The sequence below is a fragment of the Paenibacillus urinalis genome, from assembly GCF_028747985.1.
GTDB lineage: Bacteria > Bacillota > Bacilli > Paenibacillales > Paenibacillaceae > Paenibacillus > Paenibacillus urinalis.
On record NZ_CP118108.1, the window covers coordinates 3,494,667 to 3,509,528 of the forward strand.

At 45.6% G+C, this 14,862-nt stretch carries 15 protein-coding genes; 2 read left to right on the top strand and 13 right to left on the bottom strand.

The genetic code is table 11. From position 1 onward, the window contains the following. Positions 1-169: 169 nt before the first annotated feature. The 7 genes from PUW25_RS16055 to pdhA all read right to left on the bottom strand — a co-directional run bounded on the left by PUW25_RS16055 (position 170) and on the right by pdhA (position 8,498). Positions 170-1,657, bottom strand: coding sequence for a glutamate synthase subunit beta (locus PUW25_RS16055; RefSeq protein ID WP_047910611.1), 1,488 nt, complete (start codon positions 1,655-1,657; stop codon positions 170-172). A 377-nt stretch (positions 1,658-2,034) separates the two neighbouring features. Further along, entirely contained in the window at positions 2,035-2,520 is a 486-nt protein-coding gene (locus PUW25_RS16060) for a dihydrofolate reductase (RefSeq protein ID WP_047910612.1), read from the bottom strand. Between the two features lie 19 nt (positions 2,521-2,539). Then, positions 2,540-3,334, bottom strand: coding sequence for a thymidylate synthase (locus PUW25_RS16065; protein ID WP_047910613.1), 795 nt, complete (start codon positions 3,332-3,334; stop codon positions 2,540-2,542). 188 nt (positions 3,335-3,522) lie between these two features. Then, entirely contained in the window at positions 3,523-4,938 is a 1,416-nt protein-coding gene (gene lpdA, locus PUW25_RS16070) for a dihydrolipoyl dehydrogenase (protein WP_047910614.1), read from the bottom strand. A 4-nt stretch (positions 4,939-4,942) separates the two neighbouring features. Continuing rightward, complete coding sequence (locus PUW25_RS16075) at positions 4,943-6,253, bottom strand: dihydrolipoamide acetyltransferase family protein (RefSeq protein WP_047910615.1); 1,311 nt, start codon at positions 6,251-6,253, stop codon at positions 4,943-4,945. A 115-nt stretch (positions 6,254-6,368) separates the two neighbouring features. Next, complete coding sequence (locus tag PUW25_RS16080) at positions 6,369-7,349, bottom strand: alpha-ketoacid dehydrogenase subunit beta (RefSeq protein ID WP_047910616.1); 981 nt, start codon at positions 7,347-7,349, stop codon at positions 6,369-6,371. A gap of 81 nt (positions 7,350-7,430) precedes the next feature. Next, complete coding sequence (pdhA, locus tag PUW25_RS16085; protein ID WP_047910617.1) at positions 7,431-8,498, bottom strand: pyruvate dehydrogenase (acetyl-transferring) E1 component subunit alpha; 1,068 nt, start codon at positions 8,496-8,498, stop codon at positions 7,431-7,433. Positions 8,499-8,757: 259 nt separating this feature from the next. Here pdhA and PUW25_RS16090 point away from each other — a divergent pair, with 259 nt between their 5' ends. Next, a complete protein-coding gene (locus PUW25_RS16090; RefSeq protein ID WP_047910618.1) occupies positions 8,758-9,492 on the top strand; it encodes an alpha/beta hydrolase in 735 nt (244 codons plus the stop codon). 179 nt (positions 9,493-9,671) lie between these two features. Here PUW25_RS16090 and PUW25_RS16095 read toward each other — a convergent pair whose 3' ends face one another. After that, complete coding sequence (locus PUW25_RS16095) at positions 9,672-10,139, bottom strand: low molecular weight protein-tyrosine-phosphatase (protein WP_047910619.1); 468 nt, start codon at positions 10,137-10,139, stop codon at positions 9,672-9,674. A gap of 43 nt (positions 10,140-10,182) precedes the next feature. After that, a complete protein-coding gene (locus PUW25_RS16100) occupies positions 10,183-10,839 on the bottom strand; it encodes a trimeric intracellular cation channel family protein (protein WP_047910750.1) in 657 nt (218 codons plus the stop codon). 142 nt (positions 10,840-10,981) lie between these two features. Between PUW25_RS16100 and PUW25_RS16105 the strand changes: the two genes are divergently transcribed. Then, on the top strand, positions 10,982-11,623 hold the full coding sequence (locus PUW25_RS16105) for a thiamine diphosphokinase (RefSeq protein ID WP_047910620.1): 642 nt from the start codon (positions 10,982-10,984) through the stop codon (positions 11,621-11,623). A gap of 63 nt (positions 11,624-11,686) precedes the next feature. Here PUW25_RS16105 and PUW25_RS16110 read toward each other — a convergent pair whose 3' ends face one another. The 4 genes from PUW25_RS16110 to thiO are packed head-to-tail and all read right to left on the bottom strand — an operon-like array spanning position 11,687 to position 14,854. Next, a complete protein-coding gene (locus PUW25_RS16110) occupies positions 11,687-12,748 on the bottom strand; it encodes a thiazole biosynthesis adenylyltransferase ThiF (RefSeq protein ID WP_047910621.1) in 1,062 nt (353 codons plus the stop codon). Continuing rightward, positions 12,745-13,512 (bottom strand): thiazole synthase, encoded by a 768-nt coding sequence (locus tag PUW25_RS16115; protein ID WP_047910622.1) that lies wholly within the window; start codon positions 13,510-13,512, stop codon positions 12,745-12,747. The genes PUW25_RS16110 and PUW25_RS16115 overlap by 4 nt, the downstream gene beginning before the upstream one ends. Positions 13,513-13,514: 2 nt before the next feature. Then, entirely contained in the window at positions 13,515-13,718 is a 204-nt protein-coding gene (gene thiS / locus PUW25_RS16120) for a sulfur carrier protein ThiS (RefSeq protein WP_047910623.1), read from the bottom strand. Continuing rightward, positions 13,715-14,854 carry a glycine oxidase ThiO gene (thiO, locus tag PUW25_RS16125; protein WP_047910624.1) on the bottom strand — a complete coding sequence of 380 codons (1,140 nt, stop codon included), beginning with the start codon at positions 14,852-14,854 and terminating at the stop codon, positions 13,715-13,717. The genes thiS and thiO overlap by 4 nt, the downstream gene beginning before the upstream one ends. Between the last annotated feature and the right edge of the window lie 8 nt (positions 14,855-14,862).

Sequence of the window (14,862 nt, forward strand, 5' to 3'; positions counted from 1 at the left end):
CTCAGCCCCATTTCGTTCCCTCCACTATACATACAGCTGAACTACTTTCAAAAAACGAGAACATCAAGTTAAAGGAAGGAAGCAAAAGCCCCTATGAACTTAGGAAAGTTTCATAGGGGCTGATATGATATTGAAGATAATACCGGTAGCACGGGTACGAAATTATAAATTATACAAGAACGGTAGAGCCCATCAGGTACTTATCCACCTCACGAGCGGCTTCGCGTCCCTCGTTAATTGCCCATACGACAAGACTTTGTCCACGTCTCATATCACCTGCTGCAAATACTTTATCGACATTCGTCGTATATTTGCCATAGCGGGCTTTGACGTTCGAACGCCGAGTTGTTTCAAGTCCAAGCTGCTGCGGAATCGTTTGTTCCGGTCCATCAAAACCGATGGCAATAAAAGCGAGATCGGCTTCAAAGACACGCTCTGTGCCTTCAATCGGCTGGTAGATTTTGCGTCCTGTTTCATCAACGATACGCTGAATTTGTACCGTATGCAGTTCCTTCAGGTTGCCCTTCTCGTCACCAACAAATTTGGTCGTCATGATAGAGAACTCACGCGGATCGTTGCCAAACACGGCTTTTGCTTCTTCTTGTGCATAATCAAGGGTGTACACGTTAGGAAATTGCGGCCATGGATTCGTAATCGGATCACGTTCAAGCGGTGCCTTATCATGTGTACCGAACTGTGTTACGCTTTTGGCGCCATGACGCAGTGAAGTGGCAACGCAGTCAGATCCCGTGTCCCCGCCGCCAATGACGATGACCTTCTTGCCTTCCGCAGAAATATAGTTTCCGTCGGCAAGATTGGAATCCAGGTAGCTCTTGATCGTTCCATTGAGGAAGTCCATTGCATAATGTACTCCGTTAAGCTCGCTACCTTCAATATTAAACTCACGCGGCTTCGTCGCTCCTCCGCACAATACAACGGCATCATACTGCTCCGTCAGCTCCTGGGAAGAGATGTCCTTACCAATCTCCGTATTCGTAATGAACGTAATACCTTCTTGTTTTAACAGATTCACACGGCGTTCTACGACACCTTTGTCCAGTTTCATGCTAGGAATACCATAAGTCAGCAGTCCACCCACACGATCGGCACGCTCATAGACGGTCACGAAATGTCCGGCTTTGTTCAGCTGCGCAGCTGCTGCAAGTCCGGCAGGACCTGATCCAACGACCGCTACACGTTTGCCCGTCCGTTTTTCAGGCGGATTAGGAACGACCCAGCCTTCCTCAAATCCTTTTTCAATAATAGCTTCCTCTATCGTCTTGATCGTTACAGGCTGACCAATCAAGCCCACGGTACAAGAACCTTCGCAAGGGGCAGGGCACACACGACCCGTAAACTCAGGGAAATTGTTCGTCTTATGCAAACGGTCAAGCGCTTCCTTCCAGAGACCACGGTAAACAAGATTGTTCCATTCGGGGATCAGGTTATGCACCGGGCAGCCTGAAGTTCCCCCGATCATATCGATTCCGGTGTGACAGTAAGGTGTTCCGCAATCCATGCATCGTGCACCTTGAGTACGGAGTTCTTCTTCTGACATGTGCTTGTGGAATTCCTCCCAGTCCTTGATCCGCTCTTCGGGAGGTCTGTCAGCCGGCAGCTGTCTTTTATACTCCATAAATCCTGTAGGTGTAGACATGTTACAATTTCCCCCATCCATTCTCATCTGCATCAACGATACGGGCTATCCTATAAAATCCGAACAATAGCGATATAGTTGACAGTTCGTGTAGAGTTTTTGACTATTGTATCACAAAAAAGCACAATTTGTACTTATCCGAATCACGAATTTTAAATCTTGATGTACAAGCGGCTTATATCCACATCATAGTACAACATTCAGAAACTCACCTAAATCTATATTTCAACTATAGTAGCACCCGCAAATCCTGATGTTAAATGGACTATGCGCACAATAATTTGTATTATTCATCACAAATCGCGTCAACTTATGATCGATTTTATTTATCAGGGTTTTCATAAAAAGTGTTTGTACAAACATGTCACTTAAAGTGTTTACACTTTTTTTCTGTAAAATTGGAACGTGAACTCATATGGATTTTTCTCATCTTTTTCACCGTGAATCTCCTCTGTCAAATCCCACTCATCCCAATTAATATCGGATATGTAGGTGTCCCCATCCATTGTTTCATGGATCCGGGTGACGATGAGTCGATCCGCATAGGGAAGAAATTCCTCATATACCTTGGCACCGCCAATGACGAACAATTCCTCTTCTTTTGCGAGCTCAACACCCTCAATAACCGAATGAATCACCTCTGCACCTGGCAGCTCTAGCTCTTGTCGAGTAAGCACGATATTTCTGCGATTAGGCAGTGCTCTGCCCCTGAGGGAATCCCAGGTTTTACGGCCCATGATGATGGGGTGCCCAGTCGTCTGGGATTTGAAGAAATCCATATCTTTCGGAAGCCGCCAAGGCATGCCATTGTCCTTGCCAATTACACCATTCGCGCTCATGGCCCATATCATCGTAATCCCCATGGTACACCTCCTATTTTAATCACACAGACACCTGCGCCTTAATCGCCGGATGATGCTCATAATTCTCAAACTCAAAATCTTCATATTTATAATCGAAAATAGAATCGGGCTTGCGTTTAATAACCAGCTTCGGCAATGGGTACGGCTCACGTGCCAGCTGAGTGTTCACTTGCTCCAAATGGTTCAAATAGATATGAACATCTCCACCTGACCATACGAAGTCGCCAACTTCAAGATCACATTGCTGTGCGACCATATGTGTTAGAAGTGCATAGCTTGCAATATTAAACGGCAGTCCCAGGAAGGTATCCACCGAGCGCATCGTTAACATGCAGGACAGCTTGCCCCCGGCTACATAGAATTGGAACACAAAATGGCACGGTGGCAGCTTCATGTGCTCAATCTCGGCTACGTTCCAGGCACTGACGATATGTCTTCTCGAATCCGGATTATTTTTAATTGAATCAATGACATTCGCAATCTGGTCAATAAACTGTCCATCTGGAGTCTCCCAGGCTCTCCATTGTGAACCATATACAGGTCCCAAATCTCCATTCTCATCGGCCCATTCATCCCAGATACGGACCCCATTTTCTTTAAGATAACGGATATTCGTATCGCCGCTTATAAACCATAGCAGCTCATGTATGACGGATTTAAGATGAATACGCTTGGTTGTAACAAGCGGAAATCCCTTCGACAGGTCAAACCGAAGTTGACGTCCAAATACAGAGATTGTACCTGTTCCGGTGCGATCTTCCTTTTTGACTCCATGCTCTAAAATATCTCTAAGCAGCTCTTGATAGTCTTTCACAGCAATCCTTGCCCCTTTCTTAAGTAACCATTCCATAAAGGTATTATGAATGGGATTGACTATTATAACAGTTTACCATGTGAAACCAGGTCAGTCAGCAGAAAAAAAGAGGCAAAGAGAACGAGTTACCGCTCTCTTGCCTCCAAATCAATGCATGCTGTTTAATGATTGAAACTCAATGTAACTAATTAACGTACCATTGTGTGGATTGGATGACCCAGTACCACTTCAGATGCTTCCATAACGATTTCACCGAGTGTTGGATGCGCGTGGATCGTCAAGGAAATATCCTCAAGCGTAGCACCCATCTCAATAGCAAGACCGATTTCAGCAATCAGGTTCGAAGCTTCCAGACCAACGATTTGTCCGCCCAGTACAAGACCTGTTTCTTCGTCAGCAACCAGCTTCACGAAGCCTTCAGGATGTCCAAGGGAAACGGCACGACCGTTACCTGCATAAGAGAATTTACCGGATTTAACTTTGTATCCTTTCTCTTTTGCTTCTTTTTCCGTGTAACCCACGCTGGAGCACTCAGGATCAGTGAACACAACAGCTGGCATTACTTTATAATCAACAACAGACGGCATTCCTGCGATAACTTCTGCTGCTACTTTACCTTCGTAAGAAGCTTTGTGTGCAAGTGCAAGACCTGCAACGATGTCGCCGATTGCGAAGATGTGCTTATGGTTCGTACGACCTTGGTTGTCAACTTTAACGAAACCGCGCTCGTCTGTTTCAACACCGATCAGATCCAGACCAAGCTCACCATCTGTATTAGGACGACGTCCTACAGTTACGAGCAGGTAGTCAGCTGTAACTTCTTTGCTTTCGCCGTTTACGCTGTACTTAACAGTAACATCTTTATCCGTTTGCTCAGCGCTTTCTGCTTTTGCATTCGTTACGATTTCGATGCCCGTTTTCTTCATGTTCTTCGCAACAAGCGTAGTCATGTCTTTGTCAAATCCAGGAAGCACTGTATCCATACCTTCGATAATGGTTACTTTCGTTCCGAATTTGGAGTACATTTGACCAAGCTCAGCACCAATGTAGCCGCCGCCGATAACGATCATGCTTCCAGGTACTTCTTGCAGGTTCAGAGCTTCTGTTGAGGACAGAATGCGTCCGCCAAACGGGAATGGCTTCAGTTCGATTGGACGGGAACCTGTTGCGATAATTGCATTTTTGAAACGGTAACGCGGAGATTCATGATCGTTGAATACACGCGCTTCGTTTTCGTTAATGAACATGCACTCGCCGTTGAATATTTCAACTTTGTTGCCTTTAAGAAGGGAGCTTACGCCGCCAGTCATCTTTTTAACAACGCCGTTTTTGAATTCTTGCGTTTTTGTAAAGTCAACTTTGACATTCTCAGCAGTTACACCGAATTGATCTGCATGTTTTGCATTTTCAAATGCATGTGCTGCAGAGATCAAAGCTTTAGAAGGAATACAACCGCGGTTCAGACACACACCGCCAAGCTCGGATTTGTCAACGATAAGCACTTTTTGTCCAAGCTGTGCCGCACGAATTGCAGCAACATAACCACCAGGGCCAGCACCAATGACTAGAGTATCAATATCGAGAGAAGCGTCTCCTACTACCATGTTTTTATACCTCCATTACCAGCAGCTCGGGATTAGCGAGCAGGGATTTAATGTAGTTCATAAAGTTTTGAGCTGTTGCACCATCGATAATACGGTGGTCGAAGCTTAGGGACAGAGCCATAACTGGAGCTGCCACTACTTGACCGTCTTTAACAACCGCTTTTTCACTGATACGTCCAGTTCCAAGGATTGCAACTTCAGGGAAGTTGATGATCGGAGTGAAGAACATACCGCCTGCAGAACCGATGTTTGTAATAGAGATGGTGCTGCCCTTCATTTCGTTAGGGGACAGTTTGCCATCACGGCCGCGGGAAGCAAGATCACGGATGCTGTCAGCGATCATCCAGATGCTCTTACGATCTGCATCATGGATAACAGGTACGATCAGACCGTTGTCTGTATCTGTAGCGATACCGATGTTGTAGTATTTTTTGTAAACAATTTCGTTTGCTTGCTCGTCGATCATTGCGTTCATTACAGGGAACTCGCGAGTCGCTGCAATAAGTGCTTTGACGATGAATGGCAAGTAAGTCACTTTAGTGCCTTTTTTCTCAGCGATCGGCTTCATACGAGTACGGAAGGCAACCAGCTCAGTTACATCTACTTCGTCCATGATGGTAACGTGCGGTGCAGTGTATGCAGATTTAACCATCGCATTAGAGATTGCTTTGCGGATACCTTTGAATGGTACACGCTCTTCTTCAGCACGAGCATTCGCTGCTGCTGCCGGTGCGCTAGCTGCTTCTTTTGTTTCTTCAGCTGTAGATGCTGCTGGTGCAGAAGCTGCTTGACCGCCGCCGTTCTTGAATGCTTCAACATCTTCTTTTGTTACTTTACCGTTGTTGCCAGTACCTGTAACTTCAGCGATGTTAACGCCTTGCTCACGAGCAAATTTGCGAACGCTAGGAGTTGCGAGAACTTCTTTTGCAGGTGCAGAAGAAACTTCTTTCTCTCCGCCTTCTTTGGCTTCGCTTGGGCTGCTTGCTGCTGGGGAAGAAGTTGTATCTGCTCCGCCTTTAGCTGCGTCAGCTTCTTGAGATGCTTGCTCTTCTTCCTCTTGTTCAGGAATGTCGCCTTCTGCATCAATGACAGCAACAACAGCACCCACTGTGAAGATGTCGCCGTCTTTAGCGAATACTTCTTGTACAGTACCGTTTACTGGACAAGGAACTTCTACGACAGCCTTGTCATTTTGTACTTCCATGATGATATCGTCGTCAGTAACTTTATCACCTGGTTTGATGTGCATTTTGATGATTTCGCCTTCGTGAAGACCTTCACCGAGCTCAGGGAACTTGTAATTAAATTTTGCCACTTGTATTACCTCCTACTTTAGATGACTACATAGAAGAACTGTACATAAGGAGCTGAAACTTCAGCTCCTTATGCTGTTTTAGGACAAACGATTCGTCCATCGTTCATTCTATTTATTAGAATTCGAGTACTTTGTTAACCGCATCAATTACACGATTAGGAGTTGGGAGCCAAGAGTCCTCAATTTGTGCGAATGCATAAACCGTGTCAGGAGCAGCAACGCGAAGTACGGGTGCTTCCAGGTGCAGGATCGCTTTTTCATTGATTTGGGCAATGACTTCAGCTGCTACGCCGGAGCTCTTTTGAGCTTCTTGAACCACGATAGCGCGGTTTGTTTTCTTAACGGACTCAAGAATGGTATCGATGTCGATCGGGCTGATCGTACGAAGATCGATAACTTCTGCCTTGATTCCTTTCGTTTTTTCGAGTTCTTCTGCAGCTTTAACAGAAGTGTGAACCATCATGCCGTAAGCGATAATCGTTACGTCAGAACCTTCACGTACCACGTTCGCTTTACCAAGCTCCACGGTGTAATCTTCTTCTGGAACTTCTGCACGGAAAGCATGGTACAGGTTCAAGTGCTCCATGAAGAATACGGGATCGTTATCACGGATCGACGCAATCAGAAGACCTTTTGCATCGTAAGGGTTAGAAGGAACTACTACTTTAATACCCGGTGTTTGCGTGAGCAAACCTTCGAGGGAATCTGTATGAAGCTCAGCTGCTTTTACGCCGCCGCCGAAAGGTGTACGGAACACGATCGGGGAGTTGTAACGGCCGCCGGAGCGGTAACGCATACGTGCAGCTTGAACCGCCATTTGGTCAAGTGCTTCAAATATAAAACCTACGAATTGAATCTCTGCAACTGGACGGAAGCCAGTCACACCAAGACCTACTGCCAGACCACCGATAGCGGACTCTGCAAGTGGTGTATCAAATACGCGCTCTTCGCCGAATTCTTTTTGCAAACCTTCCGTCGCACGGAATACACCGCCGACATTACCCACGTCTTCACCGAAAACTAGGACATTCGGATCACGTTTAAGCTCGACGCGCATGGCGTCGCGGATTGCTTCTTTCATGTTCATTTGTGCCATTGCTTCATATCCTCCTTAAACATTTAACAGTTCGTGCCTATATGAGTTCCATTCAGTGGAACAGTTACTTACACCAAAGATTTATTGAAAATCAGCTTTTTGCTCTTCCAAATGTTTTGGAGTATGCTCGAACATGCTGTCAATCAAGCCAGGGATTGTCATTTTTTCTGTTTTCTCAGCGCGTTTGATCTCGTCGTTCACTTTCGCTTTCGCTTCATCTTTCACGCGAGCTGTATCTTCTTCAGTCCAGAGACCTTTTTTCTCCAGATATTTAGCAAGACGATTGATTGGATCTTTCTCGTTCCACTCGCCTTCCTCGTCTTTAGTACGATATTTAGAAGCATCGTCAGACAGGGAATGCGGACGGTAGCGGTAAGTTACTGCTTCAATCAAAGTAGCGCCTTCTCCATTGCGAGCACGTTCAGCAGCTTCTCTAACAGCGGTGATTACTGCGAATACGTCCATTCCGTCAACTTTGATGCCTTTGATACCAGCTGCTACTGCTTTATGAGCAATAGACAGAGCTGCAGTTTGTTTGGAGAAAGGTGTTGTAATGGCATAGCCATTGTTTTGTACGAAGAAAATAACCGGCAGTTTGAAACGACCTGCATAGTTCAGACCTTCGTAGAAGTCACCTTCGGAAGAACCGCCGTCACCTGTGTAAGTGATCGCAACGTTCTTTTGGTTCTTCAATTTAAAGCCCATAGCAATACCCATCGCGTGCAAGATTTGAGCACCGATGATGATTTGCGGCATCATTACGTTTACGCCGTCAGGAATTTGACCACCATGTTGATGTCCACGGGAATACAAGAAGGCTTGATACAGCGGAAGACCATGCCATACAAGCTGTGGAATATCACGGTAACCAGGTACTACGTAATCTTCTTTCTCAATGGCAAACTCACTGCCGATCATGGAAGCTTCTTGACCGGATACTGGAGCGTAGAATCCAAGACGTCCTTGGCGGCCCAGATTAACTGCGCGATCGTCCCAAGTACGAGTAAATACCATACGGTACATAATTTCTTTCAATTGATCATCGGACAGCTCAGGCATTTTGTCTTTGTTAACGATTTCACCGTCAGGAGACAATACGGAGAGAGCCTCTACATCCTCTGTATAAACTTCATAAGGAACCTTGCTCATTTTTTTCTTCACCTCAACAAAAAATTTGAATATCAAGTTCCGCTGTTATAGAATTATTATACACCTGTTTTGTCACATACGTCAAAGATAAACGTTGATTTTTTTAAGTTTTTCTTTTGTTTGTATGTATAACAGTTGTTATGAATTAGTATAACAGTTGTGGAAAAAACCTGTTGCTTGTACTAGCCGAGCAACTAGGGTTAATCTTATCTTATTGTTAAAACGAATGCAAAACATAGACGAAGAAAGGTGACGATTTATGACGGATTCTCGCTATTTGAAACGAACCATCCTGAAGGATGAGATTGAAAGCCGGTTCTTAAACGCAACAAGAAATCTCCGGATCTACCTTCCGCCGGGCTACAATGAAGTATTAAGCTATCCTGTCGTCTACTGTCAGGACGGTGAGGAGTTCTTCAACTTCGGCCGCATAGCTACTACCGCCAATCGTTTAATTTTAGATGAAGGTGTAGAGCCTTTTATCATTGTTGGCGTTGAAGTCGACGTAAAAACCCGCACTCAGGAGTATGCGCCTTTTGGAGAACAATTTGAGGCTTACACTTCTGCCTTTGCGAAAGAAATCATTCCCTATATCGAACAAAAATATCCGGTCCGTCGTACAAAAGAGGAAAGAATTCTTGCCGGGGACTCTCTCGGCGGCAGTGTCTCCCTTCACATTGCGCTTATGTATTCAGATATGTTCAGCAAGGTTATCAGCTTGTCCGGTGCTTATTACCCCGAATCCCAAGAACTGTACGCACAGTCCTCCGACCTGTCATGGCTGAGCGTGTGGATGATTGTGGGACTGCAAGAGAACAGCTTCGAGACGGATCATGGCATCTTCAACTTTGTAGAGATGAATCAGGATACTCGTGACTTGTTAGAAGAGCGTGGAGCTAAAGTGAAGTACGCTGAAAAAGACGGCCGTCATCAGTGGGGCTTCTGGCAAAATGAGCTTCCAGACGCGCTTGAATACTTCCTCGATAAACAATAATACATTCACTACAGGTGTGGGGATGAGGTAGTTCACAACAGCTGTTCTATAACAGATCCGGCTCAAGTGACTCTTCTTCCCCCCCTTTTTACGTGATCATTGTTAACGTTTACATCCAGCATCTATCATACACCAATTTATGACACAAAAAAACCGGCTCTGCTTGAGCCGGTCTATTATTATTTCAACTTTTCTTTCGTAATTCTATCCAGCAGCACATCGCTGCCCAAATCGATCAGTCTATGCACCTCATCAAAATTACCCGTGTAGTATGGATCCGGCACCTCTCTATGCGGTTCATCAGGAAGCAGATCCATGAATTTTAATATGTTGGCTTGTTCTGCACCGGGTAAATTACGGACGTTGCGCTCATTCGAGTTATCCATGCACACAATATAATCAAAGGAACCGAAGTCGCTGTCTGTAACCTGTCTTGCCGTCATTCCTTCAAAACTAACCGAATGCAGATTCAAAATCTTCTGTGTCCCTTCGTGAGGAGGCTTTCCGATATGCCAATCCCCTGTCCCTGCAGAATCCACCAGAATGTGTTGCTCCAAATGCCTCTCATTCACTTTATGACGAAAAATAGCTTCCGCCATCGGTGATCTGCAAATGTTGCCTAAACAAACAAATAATACTCGAACCATCTCTTGCACCCTTCCCTTCTTACACGCTATATCAACAAATATATTATTTATTCAAAGTCTGCTGCTTGCTTGGTGTAACCGGAGCTTCATTCTCAACCGTCTGCAGCGTACGCTTCGGTAGTCTCCATCGATAGTGAACAGACAGCATGCGGAAGAAGACAACCGCACCAAACAAAATCAGTAAGCTTACTGTATCATCTGCAATATGAAGTCCGATCATCAGCCCTGCCAGAATGGCCCACACTGCATATATTTCATCTCTGAGCACCAGTGGCTTGCGTCCAGCCAGCAAATCTCTAATAATTCCGCCGCCAATCCCTGTTAATACCGCAGCTACAATCACGGCACTGATCGGATGATTCATCTCGGCAGCATAGAGTCCGCCTTGAATGGCAAAAGCCGATAAGCCTATCGCGTCAAAGAACATTTCTGTCTTCTTCCAATGCCCGATCCATGAGTTTGGCAGAATAAATGCGATTGCTATCGAGAACAATGCCAGCATAATAAACGTGCCTTGACTCCACAATGTAGTAACGGGAACACCAATCAATATATTTCGTATAACTCCGCCGCCGAATGCCGTAACCATTCCGAGAACGACGACACCTAATATATCATAGTCTTCTTCCATAGCAACGAACGCACCGGACATGGCAAAAGCAATCGTACCTATAATACTAAAGATCTCAAACACATTCATTTCCACTTACGATCTATACCTCACTCATTAAGTCATATTCAACACTTGTTCCATTGTAGTCAAGGGCGATCCATTTGTGCAACCTTTATTTGTGGACTATACTCAAATGAAAAAGAACATCAAGAAGTAAGGAAGTGGCCAGATGCCGAACACAAGAGTTGCCATCTTTACAGGAGGAGATCTTCATGAGGAATATATCGAGAAGCTGAATGCAGACGACATTTTAATCGGTGCCGATTACGGCGCTTGGTATTTAGTCCATCAGCAGCTCAAGCCTACGATTGCAGTTGGAGATTTTGATTCGGTATCGGAGGAGCAATATAAGCGCATTGAAGAATACAGTCACCAAGTCGTCAGGTGTGATCCCATTGACAAGGACCTGTCTGACACAGAGCTTGCTCTAAAATATGCCTACTCATTTCATCCAGCCGAAATTGTTATTTTTGGCGCAACAGGCTCGAGACTCGATCACACGCTGGCGAATATACAGATCTTATCCAAAACCCTGAAGCACGGTATACGCTGCAGCATTATAAACCGTAACAACCTGATTACTGCAACGGATTCTCGTATTACTTTACATAAGAATGAATATGACTATATATCACTTATCCCTCTAACGACTGAGGTTCGCGGAATCGATCTGGATGGCTTTATGTACCCTCTGTCGGACGCAGTTCTGTCCATAGGAGATTCGCTCGGGATCAGCAATCAAATTGTAAGCTCAGCAGGTACGATTACCATTAAGGAAGGCATTCTGCTCGTCATACAGAGCAAGGACTAAACACAACAACAAAAATCCATTCGATTCGGAATGGATTTTTTGTTCTTATACAGCTATATTGGGTCAGCCAAAATATCGATGATAAATCGTTCGCGCTTCCGCTACATCCTTCGTTCCATGAACCAGCGCTCTTCCATCCTTGAATATGACCAGTCGGACTGCTGCTTTGAGATGAAAAGAGACGAGAAAAGGATTCACCTCAACCTTACCTTGATGGAGCGCGCGCAAACGATCGGCCGTTTCTTGCAGGTTAAGCTCTCTTCTGCGTGCAGGCCTGATCTGTACCGTATCCCTCCCACACAACACATCGGTTCGATCGGTATTTGCTGCACTTAGATAAGGATATGTTCTCTCATGCCCGCAGGAGAGGCAGTTCGGATTCTTCGCCAGATCGACACCAATCGTGGTATATTCATTGCGCCACATGTCAAAAGAGAGCAGCTTTCTCCTCAGCGCTTCATAATTTCCGGTAAGGAGCTTGAATGCCTCTGCTGTCTGATTCGCAGTGACCATCTGGACCGCTTGTGGAAGAATTCCTGCCGTGTCGCATGTGTCTCCACCAAGCGGGACCTCACCCAGCAGGCAATTCAAGCAAGGGGTTTCCCCAGGTAAAATGGTATATGTGATACCGTAGCTGCCAACACATCCTCCATATATCCATGGCGTATTGTGCTTTTGGGCAATATCATTAATGATCAGCCGGGTATCGAAGTTATCGGTGGCATCCATAATCAAATCTGAGTCTGTGATCAATTCTTCTAATTCCTCTGCGCCTACATCCATAACATAAGCATTAATACTCACTTCAGAATTAATTTGGCGAAGCCGATTCTCGGCAGCAATCGCTTTGGGAAGACGGGACATCGCATCTGCTTCACTGAACAGCTGCTGTCTCTGGAGATTACTCCACTCCACATAGTCACGGTCAGCGATCGTTATACGACCTACGCCTGAACGAACCAGCGTTTCCGCAATTCCCGTTCCAAGTGCCCCTGCTCCAATAACGACCACATGACTATTTTTCAGCTTCTGCTGGCCTACCTTGCCGAATGGCGCGAACAGCTCCTGTCTCGAGTAACGATCAGATATGGCTAATGCATTTGTGCTCAAATCCTGTCTATTCACGTATGAATCATCCCTTCCATCGGACTGCTTGCCGATGCGTAGCGTTTGACCGGGATCATTCCAGACTCGTAAGCCTTCCTTCCTGCCCATACAGCATATTTCATCGCTTCTGCCATTTTCACAGGGTCCCCTGCTCCTGACACTGCTGAATTCAGCAGAACGGCATCCGCCCCTAGCTCCATTGCATAGGCTGCATCCCGAGGAGAACGAATACCTGCATCGACGATTACAGGAACCGCGGCTTGTTCAATAATCAGCTCCAGCGCCCTCGGATTGTTGATTCCTTGACCTGAGCCGATGGGAGACGCTCCCGGCATGATCGCATGCACACCCAGCAGCTGCAACCTCTTTACAAGCATCACATCGTCCGAAATGTATGGCAGTACAACAAATCCTTCTGCAAGCAGTATTTCGCAGGCTGTATATGTTTCCAGCGGGTCTGGAAGAAGTGTAGTCTGATCCCCGATCACTTCTACCTTAATCATATCACATAGTCCAGAGGCTTTTGCTAGTCTAGCTATTTTTACAGCCTCCTCCGCTGTTCTTGCTCCAGCCGTATTGGGCAGTAATGTGTACTTGGATAAGTCGAGCTGATCCAGAAAATGAGGCTCATCCTTCTTCTCCAGATTCAGTCTGCGTACTGCAAAAGTAAGCACTTCCGTCTCGGAGATCTCTACCGCATTGCGCTGAACATACAGGTCATCGAATTTACCCGTACCTAATAACAGCCGAGAACCAAAGCTATAATTTCCAATATTCAACATCATTAACCGCCTCCCACAAAATGAACGATCTCGATCTTGTCTCCGTCTGCAAGCTTCGTTGTGGAATGCAGATCTTTCGTTAATATTTGATCGTTCCACTCGACCACCACCGTTTTGACACCTAATTCAAGGGAATCTATTAAATCGCTGACTGAGATAACAGAATCGTCAACCGGCCTATATTGTCCGTTAATGACTATCTTCAATGAACCAACCTGCCCTTCTCCAAGATTCGCATAGGTGAGAATTCGGTTATTCCGAGCTCTTCTTCACTCTCACCAGCGACAAGTCTGCTGATCATTTCTCCTGTTACTGCACTTAGAAGAATTCCATTACGATAATGTCCTGCCGCAATGTATAATCCTGTAATCCCTTTATACTGTCCGATATAAGGCAATCCATCGATCGTTTGTGGTCTGAGTCCTGCCCAGCAACGAGCATAAGCAGCATGTTCAAGCTGCGGAATCCATTTACTTCCCTCATGGAGCAGTTGAAGTATTCCTTTTACAGATACCGTCTTATCGTTATGAAAAGGAAGGCTCGTTGCCCCAATCCATATCTCTCCCCCTGGCTTTGGAACAAGATAAACATCATGTGTATAAAGGGTATAATCCAATCTGATCTCAGGTAAGGAAACGGCTATCATTTCACCTTTGACAGCTACTGTAGGAAGGTCTATTCCCAGGCTGGACAGCCCCCCTCGGATACCCAGTCCAAGTCCTGATGCGATAATGACGTTGTCACAAGTGTAGCTTCCTGTTGATGTTTCGACACCATGAACGGCTCCATTCTGGACATCAATTGATACCACCGGCTGTTGTTCCAGATAACGTGCACCTTTGGCCTTAGCCCCATCAATTAGAGCTCTATTGAATTGGTTGGGTAACAGCTGAAGCTGATCAGGATAATAATAAGCGCCTTCCGCTTGGTCACAGATCGCGGGAATCTCAGTTCTAAGCTTGAGTGGATTCCAATACTCTTGATAGCCTGTTTTTATTGATTCCATGGAATCATTCATAAACGGCGAGACAAAACCTGTACTATTCAGCCCGACATCGATAGGAGTTATATTGGATAAATCATTGATTAATGGCTTAATTAGCTTAAGACTGCGTTCAGCCAAATTTTTTAGCGCAGGAGTTGAGAAGAATTCTAAATGCGGTGCCAGCATACCTGCAGCAGCTCCTGAAGCTCCCGATGCCATCCCCTTTCCCTCCAACAACAGAACATCCTTACCATCCCTTGCCAAAAAATAAGCAATGGCTGAGCCGATAACCCCTCCGCCTACCACGATAAACTCTGACCTGCGAACGGTACCCACGGTTTGATCGTAATCTTGCATGTCCATCC